19 protein-coding genes and 3 pseudogenes are annotated in these 21,188 nt (G+C 59.2%); 10 read left to right on the forward strand and 12 right to left on the reverse strand.

Annotated elements, in window-relative coordinates; all coding sequences use genetic code 11:
* Positions 1-96 precede the first annotated feature (96 nt).
* The 5 genes from gsiB (at position 97) to OKW35_RS30645 (ending at position 5,548) form a co-directional block, all read left to right on the forward strand.
* On the forward strand, positions 97-1,659 hold the full coding sequence (gene gsiB, locus OKW35_RS30625) for a glutathione ABC transporter substrate-binding protein GsiB (RefSeq protein WP_090801538.1): 1,563 nt from the start codon (positions 97-99) through the stop codon (positions 1,657-1,659).
* A 113-nt stretch (positions 1,660-1,772) separates the two neighbouring features.
* On the forward strand, positions 1,773-2,693 hold the full coding sequence (gsiC, locus tag OKW35_RS30630) for a glutathione ABC transporter permease GsiC (RefSeq protein ID WP_090801536.1): 921 nt from the start codon (positions 1,773-1,775) through the stop codon (positions 2,691-2,693).
* 7 nt (positions 2,694-2,700) lie between these two features.
* Positions 2,701-3,606 carry a glutathione ABC transporter permease GsiD gene (gsiD, locus tag OKW35_RS30635; protein WP_429554016.1) on the forward strand — a complete coding sequence of 302 codons (906 nt, stop codon included), beginning with the start codon at positions 2,701-2,703 and terminating at the stop codon, positions 3,604-3,606.
* Positions 3,603-4,718 carry a P1 family peptidase gene (locus OKW35_RS30640; protein WP_429554017.1) on the forward strand — a complete coding sequence of 372 codons (1,116 nt, stop codon included), beginning with the start codon at positions 3,603-3,605 and terminating at the stop codon, positions 4,716-4,718. The genes gsiD and OKW35_RS30640 overlap by 4 nt, the downstream gene beginning before the upstream one ends.
* Positions 4,715-5,548 carry a M55 family metallopeptidase gene (locus OKW35_RS30645; RefSeq protein ID WP_184058140.1) on the forward strand — a complete coding sequence of 278 codons (834 nt, stop codon included), beginning with the start codon at positions 4,715-4,717 and terminating at the stop codon, positions 5,546-5,548. The genes OKW35_RS30640 and OKW35_RS30645 overlap by 4 nt, the downstream gene beginning before the upstream one ends.
* A 24-nt stretch (positions 5,549-5,572) precedes the next feature.
* On the opposite strand, the gene OKW35_RS30650 is transcribed toward OKW35_RS30645, so the two are convergent.
* Both OKW35_RS30650 and OKW35_RS30655 read right to left on the reverse strand, forming a co-directional pair.
* On the reverse strand, positions 5,573-6,466 hold the full coding sequence (locus OKW35_RS30650; protein ID WP_184072613.1) for an alpha/beta fold hydrolase: 894 nt from the start codon (positions 6,464-6,466) through the stop codon (positions 5,573-5,575).
* A 316-nt stretch (positions 6,467-6,782) separates the two neighbouring features.
* Entirely contained in the window at positions 6,783-7,037 is a 255-nt protein-coding gene (locus OKW35_RS30655) for a hypothetical protein (RefSeq protein WP_429554018.1), read from the reverse strand.
* Between the two features lie 104 nt (positions 7,038-7,141).
* On the opposite strand from OKW35_RS30655, the gene OKW35_RS30660 reads away from it, so the two are divergent.
* Positions 7,142-8,404 carry a glycosyltransferase family 87 protein gene (locus OKW35_RS30660; protein ID WP_429554019.1) on the forward strand — a complete coding sequence of 421 codons (1,263 nt, stop codon included), beginning with the start codon at positions 7,142-7,144 and terminating at the stop codon, positions 8,402-8,404.
* Positions 8,405-8,852: 448 nt separating this feature from the next.
* Here OKW35_RS30660 and OKW35_RS30665 read toward each other — a convergent pair whose 3' ends face one another.
* From OKW35_RS30665 to OKW35_RS30675, 3 genes are all read right to left on the reverse strand, one after another.
* Positions 8,853-9,413, reverse strand: coding sequence for a hypothetical protein (locus OKW35_RS30665; protein WP_429554020.1), 561 nt, complete (start codon positions 9,411-9,413; stop codon positions 8,853-8,855).
* A 175-nt stretch (positions 9,414-9,588) separates the two neighbouring features.
* Complete coding sequence (locus tag OKW35_RS30670; RefSeq protein ID WP_429554021.1) at positions 9,589-10,008, reverse strand: hypothetical protein; 420 nt, start codon at positions 10,006-10,008, stop codon at positions 9,589-9,591.
* A gap of 35 nt (positions 10,009-10,043) precedes the next feature.
* Positions 10,044-10,580 carry a hypothetical protein gene (locus tag OKW35_RS30675; protein ID WP_429554022.1) on the reverse strand — a complete coding sequence of 179 codons (537 nt, stop codon included), beginning with the start codon at positions 10,578-10,580 and terminating at the stop codon, positions 10,044-10,046.
* 594 nt (positions 10,581-11,174) lie between these two features.
* Here OKW35_RS30675 and OKW35_RS30680 point away from each other — a divergent pair.
* Both OKW35_RS30680 and catB read left to right on the forward strand, forming a co-directional pair.
* On the forward strand, positions 11,175-11,726 hold the full coding sequence (locus OKW35_RS30680; protein WP_429554023.1) for a GNAT family N-acetyltransferase: 552 nt from the start codon (positions 11,175-11,177) through the stop codon (positions 11,724-11,726).
* Positions 11,727-11,951: 225 nt separating this feature from the next.
* A pseudogene (gene catB, locus OKW35_RS30685) lies at positions 11,952-12,593 on the forward strand (type B chloramphenicol O-acetyltransferase).
* A gap of 97 nt (positions 12,594-12,690) precedes the next feature.
* Here the strand turns inward: catB and OKW35_RS30690 are convergent.
* The 3 genes and pseudogenes from OKW35_RS30690 to OKW35_RS30700 all read right to left on the reverse strand — a co-directional run bounded on the left by OKW35_RS30690 (position 12,691) and on the right by OKW35_RS30700 (position 14,918).
* The gene (locus OKW35_RS30690) at positions 12,691-13,224 is read right to left on the reverse strand and encodes a GNAT family N-acetyltransferase (RefSeq protein ID WP_429335195.1); all 534 of its coding nucleotides are present in this window, start codon (positions 13,222-13,224) and stop codon (positions 12,691-12,693) included.
* Positions 13,225-13,339: 115 nt separating this feature from the next.
* Positions 13,340-13,964, reverse strand: a pseudogene (locus OKW35_RS30695) (tyrosine-type recombinase/integrase).
* Positions 13,965-14,063: 99 nt separating this feature from the next.
* A complete protein-coding gene (locus OKW35_RS30700; protein ID WP_184051664.1) occupies positions 14,064-14,918 on the reverse strand; it encodes a PA4780 family RIO1-like protein kinase in 855 nt (284 codons plus the stop codon).
* Positions 14,919-15,549: 631 nt separating this feature from the next.
* Between OKW35_RS30700 and OKW35_RS30705 the strand changes: the two genes are divergently transcribed.
* Both OKW35_RS30705 and OKW35_RS30710 read left to right on the forward strand, forming a co-directional pair.
* The gene (locus OKW35_RS30705; protein WP_429554024.1) at positions 15,550-16,326 is read left to right on the forward strand and encodes a hypothetical protein; all 777 of its coding nucleotides are present in this window, start codon (positions 15,550-15,552) and stop codon (positions 16,324-16,326) included.
* A gap of 10 nt (positions 16,327-16,336) precedes the next feature.
* A complete protein-coding gene (locus OKW35_RS30710) occupies positions 16,337-16,753 on the forward strand; it encodes a DUF4279 domain-containing protein (protein ID WP_090801512.1) in 417 nt (138 codons plus the stop codon).
* A gap of 294 nt (positions 16,754-17,047) precedes the next feature.
* Here OKW35_RS30710 and OKW35_RS30715 read toward each other — a convergent pair.
* The 4 genes and pseudogenes from OKW35_RS30715 to OKW35_RS30730 form a co-directional block, all read right to left on the reverse strand.
* Positions 17,048-17,368: pseudogene (locus OKW35_RS30715) on the reverse strand (Arm DNA-binding domain-containing protein); the annotation flags it as partial.
* Between the two features lie 400 nt (positions 17,369-17,768).
* On the reverse strand, positions 17,769-18,464 hold the full coding sequence (locus OKW35_RS30720; RefSeq protein WP_429554025.1) for a hypothetical protein: 696 nt from the start codon (positions 18,462-18,464) through the stop codon (positions 17,769-17,771).
* Positions 18,465-18,534: 70 nt separating this feature from the next.
* Positions 18,535-19,179: a hypothetical protein gene (locus OKW35_RS30725; RefSeq protein ID WP_429554026.1), complete on the reverse strand. Its 645-nt coding sequence runs from the start codon at positions 19,177-19,179 to the stop codon at positions 18,535-18,537.
* Positions 19,180-19,277: 98 nt separating this feature from the next.
* Positions 19,278-20,918, reverse strand: a complete 1,641-nt coding sequence (locus OKW35_RS30730; RefSeq protein ID WP_429554027.1) for a VPA1269 family protein — start codon at positions 20,916-20,918, stop codon at positions 19,278-19,280.
* Positions 20,919-21,188 lie beyond the last annotated feature (270 nt).

The raw sequence follows: 21,188 nt of genomic DNA on the forward strand, positions 1-21,188 counted from the left end.
GCAATCGAAGCAACAGCAAGAGAAACATCAGCAATTGAAGCCACGCCAACCATAACGGCCCTGTCACATCCTTAACTCGCAGCCTGGAGCAATCTCATGAACCTGCTGTTCCCGTCCTCTCCGTTTCGTTTGCGCGCGCTCGTCAGCGGCGGCGCGGTGGTGTTCGCGACGCTCGCGGGCAATCTGGCGCACGCCGAAACGACGGCCGTGATGGCCGTCGCGTCGACCTTCACGTCGCTCGATCCGTACGACGCGAACGACACGCTGTCGCAGGCGGTCGCGAAATCGTTCTATCAGGGGCTGTTCGGCTTCGACAAGGACATGAAGCTCGTCAACGTGCTCGCCGACAGCTATGAGGCGAGCCCCGACGCGCGCGTCTATACGATCAAGCTGCGCCATGGCGTGAAGTTCCAGGACGGCACCGACTTCAATGCGGCCGCCGTGAAGGCGAACTTCGACCGCGTGACCGATCCGGCCAACAAGCTGAAGCGCTACAACATGTTCAGCCGCATCGAGAAAACGGAAGTGGTCGATCCGTACACGGTGCGCGTCACGCTGAAAACGCCGTTCTCGGCGTTCATCAACGTGCTCGCGCATCCGTCTGCGGTGATGATCTCGCCGGACGCGCTGAAGAAGTACGGCAAGGACATCGCGTTTCATCCGGTTGGCACAGGCCCGTTCGAACTCGTGAAGTGGGACCCGGCCGGCGACCTGACCGTGAAGAAGTTCGCCGGCTACTGGAAGAAGGGTTATCCGAAGATCGATGCGATCGACTGGAAGCCGGTCGTCGACAACAACACGCGTGCCGCGCTGATCCGCACCGGCGAAGCGGACTTCGCGTTCCAGGTGCCGTTCGAGCAGGCCGCGCAACTGCAGTCGAGCCCGAAGGTCGATCTGATCGCGGCGCCGTCGATCATCGAGCGCTACATCAGCATGAACATGAACCAGAAGCCGTTCGACAACCCGAAGGTGCGTGAGGCGCTGAATTACGCGGTCAACAAGGAAGCGCTGACGAAGGTCGCGTTCGCCGGTTACGCGACGCCGGCCGACGGCGTCGTGCCGCAGGGCGTCGACTATGCGGTCAAGCTCGGACCCTGGCCGTACGATCCTGCGAAGGCGCGCGAACTGCTGAAGGAAGCGGGCTATCCGAACGGCTTCGAAACGACGCTGTGGTCCGCGTATAACTACTCGACCGCGCAGAAGGTGATCCAGTTCGTGCAGCAACAGCTCGCGCAGGTCGGCATCAAGGCTAGCGTCGAGGCGCTCGAAGCGGGTCAGCGCGTCGCCAAGGTCGAAAGCGCGCAGGACCCGGCGACCGCGCCGGTGCGGATGTACTACGCGGGCTGGTCGTCGTCGACCGGCGAGGCGGACTGGGCGATCAGCCCGCTGCTCGCGGGCTACTCGATTCCGCCGAAGATGGTCAACACGTCGTACTACAAGAACGACGCGGTCGACAACGATCTGAAGCAGGCGCTCGAAACGACCGACCGCACGCAGAAGGCCGCGCTCTACACCGATGCGCAGAAGCGCATCTGGGCCGACGCGCCGTGGATCTTCCTCGTCAAGGAGAAGGTCGTGTATGCGCGCAGCAAGCGTCTGTCGGGCGCTTACGTCGCGCCGGACGGCTCGTTCAACTTCGACGAGATCGCGATCAAGTGATGAGCTGACGAGGCGGCATGCGCAGGCGGCGGTTCACCCAGCCCGCCGCCGCGCCGCCGCACACGAGTCCTCGTTGCCCGCCTGATTTGCCGCTCATTTGCCGGACTGGTTTCATGCTGAACTTCCTCGTCAAACGTCTGCTAGGCCTGCTGCCGACGCTCTTCATCGTCGCCGTGCTGGTGTTCCTGTTCGTGCATCTGCTGCCGGGCGATCCGGCGCGGCTCGCCGCCGGTCCCGAAGCGGACGAGGCGACCGTGGCCCTCGTGCGCTCCGACCTCGGGCTCGACAAGCCGCTGCCGCAGCAGTTCGTCCGTTTCTTCTGGCGGATGGCGCATGGCGACTTCGGCGTTTCGACGCGCAGCAAGCGGCCGGTGAGCCAGGAGATTGCGGAACGCTTCTTCCCGACGTTGTGGCTGACGATCGCGAGTATGGTGTGGGCGGTCGTGATCGGCATGGCGATCGGCATCGCCTCGGCGGTGTGGCGCAACCGCTGGCCGGACCGCCTGGGCATGACGCTCGCGGTGTCGGGCATTTCGTTTCCGGCGTTCGCGCTCGGCATGCTGCTGATGCAGATTTTCTCGGTGCAACTCGGCTGGCTACCGATCGTCGGCGACGGTTCGTGGCGCAGCTACGTGCTGCCGTCGCTGACGCTCGGCGCGGCGGTCGCGGCCGTGATGGCGCGCTTCACGCGGGCCTCGTTCGTCGAAGTGCTGCACGAGGACTTCGTGCGCACCGCGCGCGCGAAGGGCGTGCCCGAGCGGCTCGTGATCATCAAGCACTGCCTGCGCAACGCGCTGATTCCCGTCGTCACGATGATGGGGTTGCAGTTCGGCTTTCTGCTCGGCGGCTCGATCGTCGTCGAAGTGGTGTTCAACTGGCCGGGCCTCGGCCGTTTGCTCGTCGATGCGGTGTCGATGCGCGACTATCCGATCATTCAGGCCGAGGTGCTGTTGTTCTCGCTCGAATTCATCATCATCAACCTGATCGTCGACGTGCTGTACGCGGTGATCAACCCGACCATCCGTTTCAAGTGAGGTCCGCATGAGCACCACTGCCACCGGGCCGAATGCGGCCACTCCCGCTGCCGTCGAACGCGCGATCCGCACACCGTGGAGCGAGTTCTGGCGCAAGTTTCGCAAGCAGCATGTCGCGCTGGCCGCCAGCGTGTTCGTGCTGTTGCTGATCGTGGTCGCGATCATCGCGCCGCATATCGTGCCGTACGACCCCGAGAATTTCTTCGACTACGACGCGCTGAACGCGGGGCCGTCGGCCGCGCACTGGTTCGGCGTCGATTCGCTGGGCCGCGATATCTTCAGCCGCATCCTCGTCGGCTCGCGCATTTCGCTCGAGGCAGGCTTTCTGTCCGTGGCGATCGGCGCGGTGATCGGCACGTTCTTCGGTCTGCTTGCCGGTTACTACGAGGGCTGGTGGGATCGCATCACGATGCGCGTGGCCGACGTGCTGTTCGCGTTCCCCGGCATTCTGCTCGCGATCGGCGTGGTCGCGATTCTCGGCAACGGCATGATCAACGTGATCTGCGCCGTGGCGATCTTCAGCATTCCGGCGTTCGCGCGGCTCGTGCGCGGCAATACGCTGATGCTCAAGCAGCTCACCTATGTCGAGGCGGCGCGCAGCATCGGCGCGTCGGACTGGACGATCATGGCGCGGCACATTCTGCCGGGCACGATTTCGTCGGTCGTCGTGTATCTGACGATGCGCATCGGCACGTCGATCATCACGGCGGCGAGCCTGTCGTTTCTCGGCTTGGGCGCGCAGCCGCCGACGCCCGAGTGGGGCGCGATGCTCAACGAAGCTCGCGCCGATATGGTGACCGCGCCGCACATCGCGCTGTTTCCGAGCCTCGCTATCTTCCTGACCGTGCTCGCGTTCAACCTGCTCGGCGACGGTCTGCGCGACGCGCTCGATCCGAAGCTGGATCGGCCATGAGCATGAGCAACCATCATTCGGCCGAGCGCGCGCCGCATCTCGGCACGTTGCCGGCCGGAGCGCTCGGCACGATCGCCGACGTGGACGGCGTCAGCGTCGGTCATTGCACGCTTGCCGAAGGCGCGCTGCAAACCGGCGTGACCGTGATCCGGCCGCATCGCGGCGATCCGTTCGTCGACAAGGTGCCGGCCGCCGCGTCGGTGATCAACGGCTTCGGCAAGAGCGTCGGGCTCGTGCAGCTCGACGAACTCGGCACGCTGGAGACGCCGATCGCGCTGACCAACACCTTCGGCGTCGGTACGGTCGCGCAGGCGCAGATCCGCGCGGCGATTCGCGCGAATCCGCGCATCGGCCGTGAATGGTCGACGCTCAATCCGCTCGTGTTCGAATGCAACGACGGCTATCTGAACGACATTCAGGCGCTTGCCGTGACCGAACAGCATTTCAACGAAGCATTCGACGCGGCAAGCGCCGATGTCGCGAGCGGTGCGCTCGGCGCAGGGCGCGGCATGTCGTGTTTCGATCTGAAGGGCGGCATCGGCACTGCGTCGCGCCTGTTCAGTGCGGCGGGCCGCGACTACACCGTTGGCGCGCTCGTGCTTGCCAACTTCGGCCGTCTGCCGATGCTGACGATCGACGGCACGCCGCTCGGCCGCATTCTGGCCGAACGCGCGGCCGTCGCTGAGGCGGCGAATGCTGCCAGTGCCGCTGCTAATGCGACCCCCGAGCAACCCGAGCAAGGCTCGATCATCATGATCGTCGCGACCGATGCGCCGCTCGACGCGCGCCAGCTGAAACGCCTGTCGTTGCGCGCGGCGGCCGGTCTCGCGCGCACCGGCTCGGTGTACGGCCACGGCAGCGGCGATATCGCGCTGGCGTTTTCGACCGCGTACACGGTGCCGCACGGCGCGGACTTCGTCGCGCTGCCGCCGCTGGTCGCGGATCACTGTATGGACCCGCTGTTTCGCGCCTGCGCCGATAGCGTCGAGCAGGCGATCGTCGATGCATTGTGGAGCGCCGAGTCGGTCACCGGTCGCGACGGTCATCGGCGGCTGTCGCTGCGCGACAGCGTGCCGGACCTTGCCCACCTGCTGAGGAATTCCGCGCGATGAAAGTCCTGATCTCCACCGACATCGAAGGCATCGCCGGCGTGTTCCATGCCGAGCAGACCCGCGCGGGCAACGGCGAATACGAAGCCGCGCGACGCTGGATGACGCTCGAAGCCAACGCGGCCATCGAAGGCGCGTTCGCGGGCGGCGCGACCGACGTGTGGGTCAATGATTCGCACGGTGGCTTTCGCAACCTGCTGCCCGATCTGCTCGATCCGCGCGCCCAGCTCGTGCTCGGCAAGCCGCGCACGCTGGGCATGATGGCCGGGCTCGAATACGGTGCGGCGCTGGTCTTCATGATCGGCTATCACGCGAAGGCGCAAACGCGCGGCATCCTCGCGCACACGATCAACAGCTTCGCGTTCGCGCGCGTGGCGTTCAACGGCGTGGAGCTGGGCGAAGCGGGGCTGTACGGTGCGCTCGCCGAAGAATATGGCGCGCGTGTGGTGCTTTTATCGGGTGACGACGTGTTCGCCGAGGAAACCGCGCCGCGTTTTCCCGGCGCGCGTTTCGTCGTCACGAAGACCGCAACCGGGCAAGCAAGCGGCGTCACGCAGTCGCCCGCGAGCGTGCGCGAGGCGCTGCGGGCCGCCGCGCGCGACGTGGTCCGTCAGCATGTCGAAGCGGGCCGCGCGCCTGCCGCGACGCGCGCGGAGCCGCGAACGATCGACTGCGAACTGCGCGTGCAAACGAGCGGGCTCGCCGATCTGTTCTGCCAATGGCCGACGCTTACGCGCGTCGATGGCGTGAGGTTGCGCTTCAGTGCGGCGTCGGCCGAGCATGCGGTGCGGATGCTGAACTGTCTGTCGGCGATGTCGTTCATGCTGCGCTGAGCCGCGCGGCGTCGAGCCGCCGGCTTACTGCTGCTGCCGGCTCAACTCGCGCGCCGCGTGATCGATCGCCTCCGCCACCGCCCCGGCGTGCGACACCGGCGCGAGATGGCTCGACGCGACCGGCACCACCTTCGCGCCGATGCGCGCGGCGATCATTCTCTGCAGATCGGGCGACACCGCGTGGTCTTTCGTCGTCAGCACGTACCACGACGGTTTGTCCTTCCAGCCGACCTGATCGACCGGTTCGTCGAATGCGCTCGCGGCGATCGGCACCTGCGCGGCGGCGAGCACGCGTGTGACGGTCTCGGGCACGTCGGCGGCGAGATCGGCGTGATAGCGCGCGCGGTCGATCCACAAAAACCCGTTCGCGTCCTTGCTGATGCTCTGGCCGGCCGGCATCGGGCCGCCGGCCTTCATCACGTCCATCGCCGATTCGTGCAGCTGCGGCGCAAGCGCGGCGACATACACGAGCCCGGCGACGTTCGGCGCGTTCGCGGCGACCTCGGTGATCACGACGCCGCCCCACGAGTGCCCGACCAGCAGCACCGGACCGTTCTCGCGATCGAGCACGCGGCGGGTCGCGGCGACGTCGTCGGCGAGCGAGGTCAGCGGGTTCTGCACCGAGCTCACGTGATAACCCTTTTGCTGCAGCTTCGCGACCACGCCGTTCCAGCTCGATCCGTCGACGAACGCGCCATGCACGAGCACGATGTTGCGCACCGGGCCGCCGAGCGCGGCGGCAGGCGGCTTGCTGGCAGTAGCGGGGGCAGGCGCTGGCGCTGGCTGGCCGCTTGCCTGCGACGCGGCGTCATCGGCCGTTTGCTGGGCGGCGGGCACCGTCTGCGCGAGCGCGGACGTACTGACGCCCGCGAAACAGAGGCACAACACGGCGGCGCAAAGCAGACGTTTGGGCAACATAGTGAAGCTCCGCGGCGTGAAAAGTGGACTTCGGCAACATACCCGGGCGCCATCCCCGTGACAATCACAATCCGCGCGCTTAAGTGCGGCGCAGAACGAAGCGGGCGGCTCCGAATGTCAGAGGAATATCGGTCGGGTAAAGTTAGCGGTTTTGCCAGACCGGACCGTACGGTCCAGCCGTGCAATCTGCCACAGCGCTGCCTTCGACAGCGTTCCACGCCCAGCGGCGACATGCGGCGAACACAGGGGCGCTGACGCCAGGCTGGTCGGTCTCGGTGTGGCTGGTGCCGGCATGGCTCGTACTGATGTGGGGCGGCTACATGATCAAGCGACGCCGCGAGGTTGCGCGCGCTGGCATGGGGGCCGCGAGCCGATAAGCGCCGATCGGCGCGACGTGCGTGGCATTCCGCAGCGAACACGGCGATTCGCCGCCAACGAACGATCTTCGCGCGCCGAAGTTCCCGACATAGGTCGGTCTCGTGTGGGCGAGCGCACAGATCGATTTTTGCGAATCGGTAATCTCTGTCCGGTCGTCCGGCACGAAGCCGGCATGGCTGGCCATGGCGGCCATCCCCGGACCGTACCGGCGACATGGTCTGCTGGTACGCCCCCGCTAGCGCGGGTCTCAAGGGCGCAGCAACTCCCACGTTGATTGACGTACCGCGGAGAGACACCATGTTCAACGCAGGCGCCGTACGGACCAGGTCGAACTTCGGCGCGGGTGCCGCGCTCCTTTTGCTGATTGCGGCAGCCTGCCTCGCGCTGCGTATCCTTCACGTCGTCGCCAAGTTTCGTGGCAACGTCCCTGACGCCTTCGGCGATTTCAATTTCTACCTGTACGCCTTCAACGTCGTGCTGCATGACCCGGCGCGCCTGTACGACCACGACGCGCTCATCGCGTTTTTGCAGGGCATCGGCGCGCGCTCGACGGGCGACGACATCTTCTACGCCTACCCGCCGCAGTTCGCGCTGGTGTTTGCGCCGCTCGCGCTGCTGACGCCGCTCGCCGCGAAAATCGTCTGGGTGAGTGCGTCGATCGTGTTGTTCTCGGTGGCTTTGTATCTCGTCGTCACGATGGCGTACCGCGGCACGGAGCGCAGCGTGAACCTGCTGCTGGTGGCGGTCGCGCTGCTGAGCTTTCCGCTCGTCGAAGATACCTACGACGGCCAATCGAACGAACTGCTGTTCTTCCTGTTGGTTGCGACTTTCGCGCTGATCGAGCGTGGCAAAGGTTATGCCGCTGGACTCTTTCTTGGCTTTGCGATCGCGATCAAGCTCACGCCCCTGGCCGTCGCCGGCCTGCTGTTGCTGCGTCGCGAATGGCGGACGTTCGTGATGGCGAGCGTCGTTGCGATTGCGTTGACGTTGATCACCGGAGCGCGCCTCGGCTTCGACGTTTTGTGGCACTACTTCGTGTCGGACATGCCGCGCCTGAACGGCATGGCACTGGCGATGAGCGGTGGCGGCGCGCCGATGAACAATGCCGTGAGGGGCGCGCTGCAGACGCTATCGGCGACGGTCGGCATGCCGGTGTCCGGTACGTTGCTGTCGATTGCTTCGCATGCGTTGGTGCTGGCTGCTTGCCTGCTGTCCGCGTATCTGGTGTTTCGCCGCCATCGGGACAGCCGCATCGACTACGCGCTCGCTTCGATGACGATGCTCGTGGCTTATCCGATCCTCGAGCCGATCCACATGGTGCTCGCGCTGATCCCGTTGCTGATTTTGCTGGGGACCGCCTTCGAAGCGCGCGGCGGGCAGCTGTCGGCGCTCGGTCCGAGACTGGAGATGCTGCTGGCCGCGATCGTCGTAGTCTTGCTGTTCTTTGCGGCGCGATTCGTGTCGTACACGGTCGCGGCGCTGATCGTTTACGGGCTCTGTGTCGCAAGGTACTTTCCACCGTCGGTGAGGCGGCGAGGGCGTGCTTACCAGCCTGGATGAATGATCCCGGTGTGGTTAAATGGTTTTTGATGGGAGATGCGACTGGCGATGTCTTCCGGACGATTGGGAATCGGGAAGATTGTTTGATGGCAGGGCCGGAATGAAAAACCCCCTGCTATCGCTTTGCTTGAGCGGGTTTGAGGAATTTTGCCGGTACGGATACCACCAAAAATACCACCGGGCGTGCGTATTTGCCGGAATGAGCGAGCGAAAGCTTATCGGCGAACCGGGCATATTACAGTCGGCTGAGTTCGACCCGTTGCAGCCGGTCGACCCAGCGCGAAATATACGGCAGCTTGCGAGATAAAACAGGCCTTTCGTGGCCTCGCATGCGGAAACGTGACTTCGGCCTAAGCCGTCGCTCGCTCATCTGACGCGGCGTGGCCGTAATAGGCTACCGAAAGGCGGTCGCGGCGAACGGCACGTTGAGTATTCACCTGAGGAGCCGTCATTTTTCAGCTTTCACGTTGCCACTTGCACTCGCCGAGTGGTCCGCAGGCGTCGTAGTTTCGCAAGGCACAATTGATCCAGGATGCCTACTCAAAGGTGAAATGACAAACACAAGTAACGCCACCGCGATCAGGAGACTGTTGGCGCCGTAAATCGCCCACGAAACCAGTTCGGTTCTTGTTCGCTTTATTTGCACGCCCTTCCAGGGCAGGCATATCGTATATTCTCTAGCGCCTATTTCCAGAAAACTGTGTCCTGCAAGCATCCGAATGACAAAAAGACCTAGTGCTATAAAGGCGACCACGTACCCAATTGCATACCACAGCGGTGGCTCCATCTCATTCACCACCGCGAAGCCGCTCGTGACGCATGAAATAATTGTTGGCGCGAGCCCACTTACCTCCACTGCAGCCCTGGTCGAGATAACTGCGGCCTTGACTAGCTCGCTCTGACCGGTTTTGTTGCCAGTGGCACCGGCGACGTTGCCGTCGTCGGGGTCAATAACATTGAAATCACCTAGATCACGCTCGATACTGAACTGAATGGCGTCGTCCGACACTGGGCTTCGATACTCGACGAGCATCGCCAACGCAGGAGGAAGTATCGCGAACGCGAGCGCGGAGGTTTCCAAAGTTGGAAAAATAGCTGATGATTAATCAAGTTTTCCGGATAGCTACAGTCAAGCGCGCAACGTGGAACTCATCCTCCAGAGCGAGAATGATGAACTAACACCGCTATGCAGCACCAACACTAATCTGAAATGGAACGTTGGAAGACGAAACCCGTTTCCAGGGCTTTCCCCCGATCTTGTCCTGGACTTCAACGAGTTCAATCGGGACAATCGTAGTATTTGGGCCGCCATTTCGCCTAATTCCGCAGTGCAGATATCCGATGTTTCCGGGTGGGATACTGGCCGGAACATCGTCCGTCCACCAATCCGACGGCGTACCGCTCGTCGGCAGGAACTCCAGATGAACTGTCCTCGTTGGAAGCACCGAAGAGCACCGGACACGACGTGGAAGTTGCGAAATATTCTCGACCTCGATTTGATGTGTTGCCCCCACATCGGACGCTGAAAGCGAAAGGAGCGGGGTGCCGCCGATGTCGCGCACTTCCATCGAAATCGAGAAAGTTCCGGCCACCGCCACAGCCATGATTGTCTCCCGTTGAATTGAGCGCGCGCTTGCAGTTAGCGTTGAATATTTAAGTCATCCGAAATGTCATCGAGACCGGCGGAAACAAATTCTTTCGTTATACCTCGGTTTGCAGTATCTACGATTGCATCAGTCAAAATCGGGCGCACCTCGTTGAAAAGGCTACGAGGCACCGTCATTCCGATGTTGTCTCCGACTTCGTCGCTATCGGACTGTACTACTTCGGTGACGTTCGCCCACACCACCACCTCGCCATCTTCCGAATTGAACTCAGCTCGATATGCATTGAAGCGGGCCAGCGCACCACCGTCGCGCAGCAAAGGCGATAGATGACCTCCGATAGGGCGCATTGATTCCCGAGTCGGACCATACGCTTTCAATCGGCTGCCGGCGAACCTACGCTCGATCTGTTCAATGAAGCGAACGAATGGCTCCATTGCTGCCTTCGCCGCCCAGAAGACCGTCACCGATGCCGCAGGCGCGTGGTGCGGCATAAAGGCACCGAGCGTCGGTCTCGCGCCAATAAATCCTGCGGAAACCCACGTTCCATCGTCGTCGTTATAGGTAGTCATGTTTTACTCCCCACTTCGGTGAGCAGATGCGTGCATAGCTGCAAAAGTTAGACAAAATGTCGCCTAATTACTGCAGTATGAATCAAGGCAACGCATTTCGATAGTGCGGCTTCCCACTTATGCGCCCTTTCAGAATCAACGTCAACGGCGCATTTTCCATGCCAATCTGTTTGTACAACAGTCATTAGATACAAAAACCCTGCTTGGTAGCTTGGGGCGTGAACGGCCTTATGAGAGAGTCAAACGCAGAACGCGCAGAACGCTTCGCTATTGCCCGAAAGCAGGCTATGGCCCTATGGCCGGTCAATCAACAGGCATCGCATATTGAATGGCCGCTTCGTGGGTGGAAGCGACGTCTGAATGTCCAAGCGATGGTCCGGGCGAATGACGCTTCATGGCCGAACCTTGCCAATCGTTGTGCGATCGACAAGTGTCGTGTCATGACCGGCAGCACGCGACCCGTAAGCGACAGAGGTAAATCGCGAAAGTAGCCGCACAAAGGCTGTGCTGCCACGCGGTTCGACGCGTGCGGTTGTTGGCTCTCGGCCCACATGTTCTAATTGGGTCATGTATTTCCGGTGCCCTGCCCCCGTCATGCCATTATTCGAGCCCGTCACGCTGACTACCCCACGCCTCGTTCTGCGGCCGCTTCGTCATGAAGACGCGCAACCACTGTTCGCGATCTGGTCGGACGCGGATGCGATGCGCTATTTTTCGTTTCCGGCGATGACTTCCCTGGATCAGGCAACGGATCGAGTCGCATGTAAATTGAAGACGTCAGCTGGCGGCCAGGACTTCATCTGTGCAGTCGAGTTGCAGACAACCGGCGAAGTGCTCGGTGATTGCGCTCTCTTTCATGCAGACGAGCAATGCCGACGCGCGGAGATAGGCTTTGGTCTGCAACGCAAGCATTGGGGAAACGGATATATGAGTGAGGCGGTTTCCGCGCTGATCGAGCACGCGTTCGGCACGCTGAATTTACGCCGGATTGAGGCGGATATCGACCCACGAAATGTAGCCTCAGCGCTTCTTCTCGAACGGCTCGGATTTGTCCGCGAAGGGTTGTTGCGTGATCGCTGGATAGTTGGCGATGAGGTGTCGGATAGCGCGCTGTACGGGCTGCTCGAAAGTGATCGTCGGGCGTAGATGGCCACTCGCTGACGCCAGGATGTGAACTTGACGCTGCGCCGTGGGCGACCGGAATTCTCTCTGATTGTCGCGAATTTACGCGGCGGCGTCGACTGACCGGAGTTGGCTAAAACCGGCGAAACTGGTCCCGACCGTCATTGACGAAAGATTCTGCCGCACGGCTCAGGTTTGCCGCTGCGTGCTCGAACGATAAACGCACCCCAGACTACAGCTTGTCCCTTTATGAAGAATTACTTCGACAGCCCCTTCAAGGGGAAGCCGCTTTCAGGGCAGGTCACCAATCCCAACATCATCGTGGGGCGTTACAGCTACTACTCTGGCTACTATCACGGACACTCCTTTGATGACTGTGCACGCTACCTGCTGCCAGACCGCACAGGTGTCGACCGGCTGATCATCGGTAGCTTCTGCTCTATCGGAAGTGGTGCGACGTTCATGATGGCGGGCAACCAGGGGCACCGGAACGATTGGGTAACCACATTTCCCTTCTTCTAGATGACGGAAGAGCCGGCGTTTGCTGACGCCTGCGATGCATTCGAACCCGCCGGCGATACGGTTGTCGGGAATGACGTCTGGATCGGTTCCGAAGCGATGATCATGCCCGGTGTTCACATTGGTCACGGTGCCGTGATCGGGAGTTGCGCCGTTGTCACGAAGGACGTTGAACCCTATACGATCATCGGCGGGAATCCGGCAAAGCCGATCCGAAAGCGCTTTTCGGACGATGAGATCGGGATGCTCCTTGAGATGAACTGGTGGGACTGGCCGCTGGACGAGATCGGCAAGTCGATGAAGTTGCTCTGTGCCACGGATATCGCAGCATTGTATGAACGCTGGAGCAGCTCATCGTTATCGGGTCGCTAATACTCGCGTCGACCGACACGCACGCAGTTGACGATCTGGGCGTTGACCTTGACTGACCGATCTTGGCCGACGGAAGCCAGTCCACAGGCAGAATCGCCTATACCTCGCTTGCGACTGGCTGGCGAGGAATTCTGTAAACCACAGACTTGTACTTTGGCGTCGCGCGGCTTTCCACAATGACGCCGCCTAGCGATTCGGCGATGCGCCGGCTGGGACGGTTCTCTTCGGCAACCGGATAGGTAAAGCTTTCACAACCAATGGTTCGCGTTGCCCAGTGTGCAACAAGGGTCACAGCTTCACAACCAAACCCATTTCGATGACGATCTTCACGAATCCAGATACCGAGTTCCGGGCTCTCGGTGCGGACGCGGTGAAGCCCGGCTAACCCAAGGAAACTCCCGTCGGTGCGTTGACGTATCGCGAACACATAGTCTGACCCATCGTCAATCGACGGTACCCAGGACCGCCAAACACCATCAAAATCCTGCCGGGATGCTGGCGGCTCCCACGCCATATGACGGGTGAGCGAAGGGGTGATGAACGAGAACGCAGCATCCGCGTCGTTGGCCGAGAACGGTTTGATCAAGAGCCGGGTTGATTCAATTTGGATTTCTGTCGGCCGCAGCATCATCTCAAGTCTTCCGTCGAGGTTTGTCTATATTCACCGATTGTCGACGAATCAGAAACGTGTGTCGAATGTCTCATCCTGACCGGACAGCGTCCGATTGCTGTCCGGCGATCACCACTCAGTCTTCCGTCTGTTCGGCCATCTCAAGCGCGTCGTCAACCTCGATGCCAAGATATCTGAGGGTACTTTCAAGCTTCGTATGACCAAGCAAAAGCTGTACGGCTCTGAGATTCTTCGTACGGCGATAGATCAACGAGACCTTCGTCCGACGCATCGTGTGCGTGCCATAGGCGGAATCGTCGAGCCCGATCGATTTTATCCAGCGATGGACGATCCGTGCGTACTGACGGGTCGAAAGATGGGGCGACGCGTGTATTCGCCCCGGGACCAGGAAATCTGAAGGACACAGAGCTGCTGCCTTGATCCAGCTTTCCACGCTATCTCGCGTTTGCTCGGTGATCTCGAATTGCACGGGCCGCTGCGTTTTCTGTTGCATAACGGTCGCCCGGGGTGCTACGTGTGCCCAGACAGACATCGCAGACTCGAAGTTTTGTCAGGTCGCACGCTCGAAGTTTGCTGTCGATCGCCAGATTGAACATCGCCAGATCACGGGTTTTCGCCCCCAATTGCAGGCGAATTCGAATGGCCCAAATCTCCTTGAGCTTCAGCGGTGACTTCTGCCCGGTTAGCTTGTCATTGTTTCACGGCACGCGCGGCACGTTGCCGATGATGATCGCGTCCATTTCGACTCTCCTTTCAAGTGAAGAGAAAATCAGTCTGCGCCAACCTCGATGGGCGATACCCGACCCGCAAGGGTCGTTCAATTTTCTCCATAACGGTTATCAGTTCGCGCTCAGTTCCTGCTGTCGCCGCACTCGCGCGTCTTCGTCAAGACGTGTCTCTTCGAGTTCCTGCAGCACGCTATCGAGGTCGACTGGTCGCGTGTCGAGCTCGATGCGGCCGGTCAATTTGACATCGACTTTCAGCTCGCCTGCTTCGAACAGCGCCCAGATCTCCGTTCCATAATCCGCGCCGAGAATTTGCGGTGCAAACCGTCCGAAGTACGCAGCGAGGTTGTCGACGTCACGCTTGAGCATCGAGGCGGCTTCGTTGTTGGCGGCGGCGTCGATGGCCTGAGGCAGATCGATGATCACCGGTCCATCAGCCGCCAGCAGGATGTTGTATTCGGACAGGTCGCCGTGAATCACACCCGCGCAGAGCATGCGGACAACCTGGTTGAGCAGCAGGGCGTGCAGTTCAAGGGCGCGCGCTTCAGTCAGATGGACGTCGTTGAGGCGTGGCGCGACGTCACCCGTTGCGTCGACCACCAGTTCCATCAGTAACACCCCATCGGTACAGATATAGGGTTGCGGCACTCGCACGCCCCCGTCGGCAAGTCGGAACAGTGCGTCGACTTCGGCGTTTTGCCACAACTCCTCCTGCATCTGGCGCCCATAGCGAGTACCTTTTTCCATCGCACGCGCCTGCCGGCTGTTCTTGACCTTGCGGCCGTCCCGATACGATGCGGCTTGCCGGAAACTGCGCTGCTTCGCGTCCTTGTAGACCTTTGCACATCGCATCGAGTCGCCGCTGCGCACGACGTAGACGGTTGCTTCCTTGCCGCTCATCAACTGGCCGATCACTTCGTCGATGAGTCCTTCGTCAAGAAGCGGTGCAAGCCGTTTGGGTATTTTCATACGACCGACCAGTGCGGCTCGTGGCGCGTGCGTTCGAAATGCGTGGAAGGCGAATGGGTCGCCGAGATGTGCGGAATCGGCGAACCGATGAATCGCGTGGGCGGTTCCGCTCGTCGGGTTGCTGCATGGGGAGTGGAGGGAGTCATGCCGAATTATAAAGGGAGCGAGGGGGAGGCGACTCAAATCAAATCTCCTGGCGACTGCGCAGATGCATTGTCGCCGCTCCTGGCCGCTGGCTACTCGCCACGACGGGCAGCGCCCGACCACAACGCGCATTCGACTTTCTCCAAAGCGGCAACGGTTGCGCAGGTGTCGATTTTTGGTCTCGTCGAGGATGCGCTCGCGGACGTACGCGCCGTATTGGCGCGAACAGCGGCTTCGGGCGAATAGATCTGCTGCGCGAGTGCCGCCAACGGCTGGAAAGGTCATAGACCAGCGGTACGGTCGCTGCCCGCGAGCGTCCGCGCTACGGGCGCGAAAAACCGCAATGTTCCTGCGGGCGCGTTTTTCCGTTTCATCGAGAGCCGTGGAGATTTTGGGCTGTCGCCCATGTACGGACTGCCTGTCGCACGGTAATTATCTGACTGCTGTCAACCCCGGCAGCGACTTCAGATAGACCATCGACACACCTATGTCCCTGTCCGTATTTGAAATGCACTCCGTGGAGCTGTTCTGCCAGCGGCCACCGGGTGCCTGTTATGTCATCTGCGACGAATGGCACTATAAAGCGTGCCTCGGCAAGGCCGCAGACCTTCAGAGGGCCAGTGCGGAGACCCGGGAATTTCTTGACATTGCCCAACTGAATCACAGGAAGTGGGAGGAGGACCGGAAACTGGTCAGGAATCTCATTGGCCGCAACTGGCTGTTTTTTCATAGCGTACGGGACCGCAACCCTGACACCGATGGCTGGTGGGTCATCCTTGCGCTTCTCGAAGAGGTGCGCCGCGGTGCCCTGCTTGCCATTAAAGGCCCTCGCGATAGCCTGTCTCCGTCACGCTACAGCAGCACGCCGTTGAGGGATATCGCAGCGAGGGCCGGTAATCGCCCGGACGGCGAACCTGTGCTGTCTGTCCAGTATGATCCGGCCACCTGGCAAACCCGGCTGAACGCTGCCCGCGCAGCCAGAGCTAGCGATAGAGGCGCATCAACGCTGCTCGGCGACGCGCAGCCGTTTGAGTATGTGCCTGACGCGTTGAGCGGCGATGTCGTTGAACTCGCCGCGAGCACGAACAACCCAAACTACGCGGCGAAGATGCTGGGGTATGACCGCAAGACGTTTGGGGCTATCTTGCACAGGTTCAAGCCAGGCAATGGCTTGGGGCCAGCCGATAACGTCATCTGGCATGACAACGGCGACGTGTACTTTAATGGTAACCACATCGGAAATTTTCATGACTGGGCAAACTGAGGCCGCTCCAATGGCAGATCACCAACTTGCGCATGCGACCTTTTACATATCCGGCGACTCATTGGAGCCAGCCTTTTGGACGGCGTATTTCGACATCAAGCCGGATACAGCGATTACCAAGGGACAGCCGTTCACCACACCGTCTGGGCGACCGAGCAGCGCGCCGGGCCGCGTTGGCCTTTGGGGCGTGCGCAGTGAGGGCGCAGTTCGTAGCGATTCACTTGAGCCGCATTTGCGTTACCTGATTGGGCGCCTGAATCTGCCGAGAGCGGAACTTGGCCAACTGCTCGCAGACAAGGGACTTCGGATGCGCTTCTTCTGTTACTGGTACAACGAGAGCGGCGACCGCGTGCCTGATGTGCCCGACGATATTCGCACCATGATGGAAGCCATGGGCGGCACGGTTGAGATTGATGAATATCGATAGAGCCTCGCTCGAATGCACAAGCCGATCCTCGCGAGTCGGCTTTTTTGTGCGAGCTTGTAAGGCACAGCGCGAGTGTTATGGGCCGCACTTCTGAATTAATCCTCTATGCCGCAAACATACACGGCCCACGCTTCCATCATCGGGCGGCGCTGTTCCAAATGGTTGTCCCGCTGAGGTAGTAAGGCGACCGTCCCGCCTTTGATCGGAATGACTTCGGCCCCGGCCTTGATCCGGTCAAGGTAATCGGCCCAGCGATATCGACCCGCTTTCAACGGACTGACCGCGCTCTTCCATCCAGGCGAGCGCAACGGCTTCGAATGAATTGGCAGCAGCAAGGCGGGCGGCGCGTTTCCCGGCCTTTTTAGCTTCCTCCGGATCAATGTTTGCCGCCAGTTTTTCGCGGGCGTAGTCCCGACGCTTGCGGGCATCGGCAAGCGGCACGTCTGGATAGACGCCAAGTGCGAGGCTCTTTTCCTTTCCGGCGAAACGGTACTTGAAAATCCATCGCTTGCTGCCCGTTGGCGTGACAAGCAGCAGCAGGCCGCCACCGTCGTACAGCTTCTGCTGTTTTTCACCCGGCTTCGTGTTACGGATCGTGGCATCCGTCAGCGCCATGTTTGCGTCTCCGGTTGTCGCGCCGCTGCTGGGGGCGTTTTCCATCCGACGGGCGCTTGAATCGTGGCAACCCCCCAAATGACCCCTTGGTGGGGGTTGTAATCGCTGGTGAACCCTTGGAGACTGCAGCAAACAAAAGCCCCGCTCAGCGCTAGCTGTCGGGGCTTCGTGGTCAACCGTTGAAACCGGTTGAAGAGTGTTTGGTGCCCAAGGCCGGAATCGAACCGGCACGCCTTTCGGCGGGGGATTTTGAGTCCCCTGCGTCGTTTAGGCTGTAGTTTAGACTTACCTGTATCTACCGGAATTGTGTTCACTGTTCATAGCGTGTGAACAAAGATACCCCGACGCCCCGAAAATAATTGTTCGTGTTAAACCAACAAACAGCTCGCGACTTGCCGTGCTATGGCTTAAGGCATTTCAGCGCCGCCGTGAGAGCGTCCCGGAGCCCTGGCCCCGAGCGGGCGGCCCCTTTCTCAGAGACAAGCTCTCCGTTCTCGCCCCAGCAAAAGCCTCGGAGCCGTAGTTCGTGTTCGTCGATGAAATTCGCGATGTTTGCAAAGTCAGCCTGCGGCAACGGTTCGGTCGAGACCTTGCTTTGATTTCCCCTGTCGCTATTCCCTTGCCTTATGAGCCTGTCCGCGGTGAGGCTCCGTATGCCGTTTAACTGTGCAATCGCATTGCGAAGACTCTCCCGCATTAATATCACCATTGTTCGGACCTCTCGAGGCTCGATACGGGTGACAATCGAATCCGGAATGTCCACCTCAATATTTGTTGACTGACGCGGGGATTTGACGCGCCCCATTGCCAATAACCATACTTCCCACGCGTCGACGACGCCACGGTAAAGGGCACCGGAATCTGTTTTGTTCCAAACAGTCGAGGAAGCGATGTTCTCGTCGGGGAACAGTGCTTTCACGGCTTCAATGACGTTGGGAACCGACAATGGGCGAGATTGCTGTGTCAACCGGTCGCATGCTTCGCTGATTCGCCTTGCACGATGCTTGACGGACGGACGGACCTTCGAGTTTTCCAGCAACGATTCAATAGTCCTATCGCGCTGGGCGTCCGCTGCGGTTTTGACCGATGCAGTCATTGCTCACACCATCGGAGATAGATAGCCTTTCGGCGAAACTCAAGAGTCAAGAAAAACTAGGTTTTGTCGTTCATCGTGGGGCAGTCTCAAGGCGTTCTGTCTTCCAGACTGGCAGACGCTCAAGGGTTTTATCAACATCAACTGTCAACCCCAACGACTCGAACGTTTCATAACCCTCGGCTAATGCGCCAACCGATTGACGGTCAAGCCGTCGGCGGATTAACGCCGTAAGTGCCTCAATGGCGGCGTCGGATTCATCCCTATCAAGTAGTGCTAGCGGTGGCTGCCTATTTTCCCTCGCGAAGATTTTCAATAGCATCGCGAGTCTTTCGTTCTGCAAGGGAGCAACCTTGACAGACTTGAACCAACGAGCAGCTCGGCAGAGCTCATCAATGGCTTCGAAGCGATGAATCAATCCCCAACTGAATTGTGGTTCGTCCATCGTCGAAATCAAAGCTGGACCCGTTTGACCATCAGTTGCGAGTCGCCGGCGAAGTGCTTTAATTTCCTCCAGCCTACGTAGATTCGCGTCCAGACTGCTCGCCAGTTCAACCATGTTATCGCTTTCACTTTTGTATTCTGACCGAAATACCTGAAGCTCTTGGTATTGCGACGGGGGGAGCTTTTGGTCTTTCTTAATTGCTTGCAGACGTTCGCTTTCAAGGTTATCAATTTGTCGAATGAAATCTCGTTGTCGGCTTACGCTATCGTCCAATGAGACGCTAATCTCGTTGCATCTTATTGCGGCTCCATCCATAAACGGCGTGCCCGTTATTAGATACACACAGCGACCGCAATCTCGCTTTCCGGATGTCAATATCGGAACGGGTCCGTATTTTTTTGCAACTCCTTCGGTTTGTAGTCCAGCCACTGTATTATTTCGAATCCTTCATCGCATAGCGTTTGGCAATTGGGGCAAATTCCATTTTCTAGTGTGGCCATCAAGTACGCAGACTTGTGCGCGCGAACCGCCAAGAGTCCGGCTTCGGCCCGCGGGTTGTTGATTAGCGCCATTCGATGCACATTCTCAATGGTTGCCTCTGTCAGAAATTGGGCAAATTCTTTTTGCGAATTCTGCATCGCTTGGATGTAACGTTCGTTCAGATGTGCAGTGATGAATCCGAACCCTGGTTTAATATAGAAGGCGGTCATTACCCAATTTGCATGACCTCCGACCACATTCTGCAAAATCCATGGGCTAACGCCGACTTTGGCCAGCCGGGTGAGTCCGCCCAGCCTAAGCCCGTGCACATGATATGGGCTCGACATCGGGACTTTTCCGTCCCATCTATCGATTAGGATTGGCGGGGAATCCATCTCGGTCGCTAGGCGCCGTTCCAGTTCGGCAAGAGTTTCATACCAGAAGTTTCGCAAAACCTGCGAGGTTGGCGGAGCCTCGCAGTTCGGTTTATTACCACACGGATAGCGAAACAAGTAAAAGCAAGCCGGCTTTTTAAGTTTCACGGTGTCTGACGGCTCAGCGAAGACTGTCGCGGGCAAGTCTCCGAAATCGATAGGGCCTAAGACGGCGTTATAAGTTTCCTGCCATTTTCTGGTTTTAAGTATTATTTCGATTACCTCATCGAATTCCCAAAAAATCTCATAGCCGCTGTTTTCGTCGAAAAGAACTTTGCGGTCTTGCGTTTTGTTTGAATTTATATAAAAACCACAAAATTCTTGCTGGACCGCTGAATCCACAAACTTTCTGAGCACTCCGCGGCGACAATTTCGAACATCAGATTGCCGTGTCCAGTATCCGCAGTGTTGACTGGGGTTTGGAATGAACTGACGATTTTGTATATCATAGGTGTAATCGTCTCCCTCGCCCGAATCCAATCGGCGAATTTGGACACCTCGTAGAGGAAGTTTTAATAAAATCAGAATCATGTTTGGGAGGACGGGACAGTAAACTCTTTTTGTCGGGCTGTTATGTGAGGCCGGCACGGTTATCCAATCACCCGTTCGTTTCTTCGGCCAATTCATATCGTTCTCGGTAAGGATTATTTCGATTTGGCGTATCAGATGTTCTGGAAGTGAAACATTATTTGACTTGCCATTACGCCCTTCTTCGCCAAGTTTATTTGAAATGACAGATAGGTCCGAGTTTGAAATGGGCCAGGCATAGCAGTCCTTCAAAAAAATCTCTTCATCGAATTCGTCCGGAATGGCGAAAAACGGCGTGCTTGCGACAAACGCTCTTATAAACTGATTTACCAACTTGAGTTTTTTTGCGCTGCTTATCGTAAGATTTGGCTTACTGGCCCACTCTAATAGCGATTCTCTTTTCAAGTGGGCGCTAAAAAATAACTCTGGCTCCAGGAGAATTAGATGGTCAGACCAGTATGTCTGTAAATAGAGGAACGCTTGCTTGGCATTCGCAACGTCTGCGTAGCGTCTGCTCTCAATCCAATTCGAAAAAGCGACTTCCCAGTCATTGAAAAATTTAGACTCCACGACTGTTTCGAGGCTTTTTTTCGCGGACTATATTTATAGTGGACCTCGGGTATCCGCAATTTTGCGGCGAGAATCGGAAGCACCTCGCGCATGCTTTTCCCAATAACAGGCAGCCACTTCCGGTTTTTTAGGTTTTCTTGTGTCAGATGGAAGCGTACCCAATTTTTTATTAACTCAAGGCTCGCTTCGTGATTGCGACCTTCCACCGTGCAAAGCCACAATTTAAAAAGGAGGCGTCGAATTCTCTGGTCCTGCTTCCCGCCAAGGATT

It is taken from the genome of Paraburkholderia sp. MM5477-R1 (assembly GCF_050436385.1).
Lineage (GTDB): Bacteria > Pseudomonadota > Gammaproteobacteria > Burkholderiales > Burkholderiaceae > Paraburkholderia > Paraburkholderia tuberum.

What these genes read in the sequence shown, in the direction of transcription:
- gsiB (WP_090801538.1), top strand. Translation starts at nt 97, where the DNA reads ATGAACCTGCTGTTCCCGTCCTCTCCGTTTCGTTTGCGCGCGCTCGTC.
- gsiC (WP_090801536.1), top strand. Translation starts at nt 1,773, where the DNA reads ATGCTGAACTTCCTCGTCAAACGTCTGCTAGGCCTGCTGCCGACGCTC.
- gsiD (WP_429554016.1), top strand. Translation starts at nt 2,701, where the DNA reads ATGAGCACCACTGCCACCGGGCCGAATGCGGCCACTCCCGCTGCCGTC.
- OKW35_RS30640 (WP_429554017.1), top strand. Translation starts at nt 3,603, where the DNA reads ATGAGCATGAGCAACCATCATTCGGCCGAGCGCGCGCCGCATCTCGGC.
- OKW35_RS30645 (WP_184058140.1), top strand. Translation starts at nt 4,715, where the DNA reads ATGAAAGTCCTGATCTCCACCGACATCGAAGGCATCGCCGGCGTGTTC.
- OKW35_RS30650 (WP_184072613.1), bottom strand. Translation starts at nt 6,466, where the DNA reads ATGTTGCCCAAACGTCTGCTTTGCGCCGCCGTGTTGTGCCTCTGTTTC.
- OKW35_RS30655 (WP_429554018.1), bottom strand. Translation starts at nt 7,037, where the DNA reads ATGGCCGCCATGGCCAGCCATGCCGGCTTCGTGCCGGACGACCGGACA.
- OKW35_RS30660 (WP_429554019.1), top strand. Translation starts at nt 7,142, where the DNA reads ATGTTCAACGCAGGCGCCGTACGGACCAGGTCGAACTTCGGCGCGGGT.
- OKW35_RS30670 (WP_429554021.1), bottom strand. Translation starts at nt 10,008, where the DNA reads ATGGCTGTGGCGGTGGCCGGAACTTTCTCGATTTCGATGGAAGTGCGC.
- OKW35_RS30675 (WP_429554022.1), bottom strand. Translation starts at nt 10,580, where the DNA reads ATGACTACCTATAACGACGACGATGGAACGTGGGTTTCCGCAGGATTT.
- OKW35_RS30680 (WP_429554023.1), top strand. Translation starts at nt 11,175, where the DNA reads ATGCCATTATTCGAGCCCGTCACGCTGACTACCCCACGCCTCGTTCTG.
- OKW35_RS30690 (WP_429335195.1), bottom strand. Translation starts at nt 13,224, where the DNA reads ATGATGCTGCGGCCGACAGAAATCCAAATTGAATCAACCCGGCTCTTG.
- OKW35_RS30700 (WP_184051664.1), bottom strand. Translation starts at nt 14,918, where the DNA reads ATGAAAATACCCAAACGGCTTGCACCGCTTCTTGACGAAGGACTCATC.
- OKW35_RS30705 (WP_429554024.1), top strand. Translation starts at nt 15,550, where the DNA reads ATGTCCCTGTCCGTATTTGAAATGCACTCCGTGGAGCTGTTCTGCCAG.
- OKW35_RS30710 (WP_090801512.1), top strand. Translation starts at nt 16,337, where the DNA reads ATGGCAGATCACCAACTTGCGCATGCGACCTTTTACATATCCGGCGAC.
- OKW35_RS30720 (WP_429554025.1), bottom strand. Translation starts at nt 18,464, where the DNA reads ATGACTGCATCGGTCAAAACCGCAGCGGACGCCCAGCGCGATAGGACT.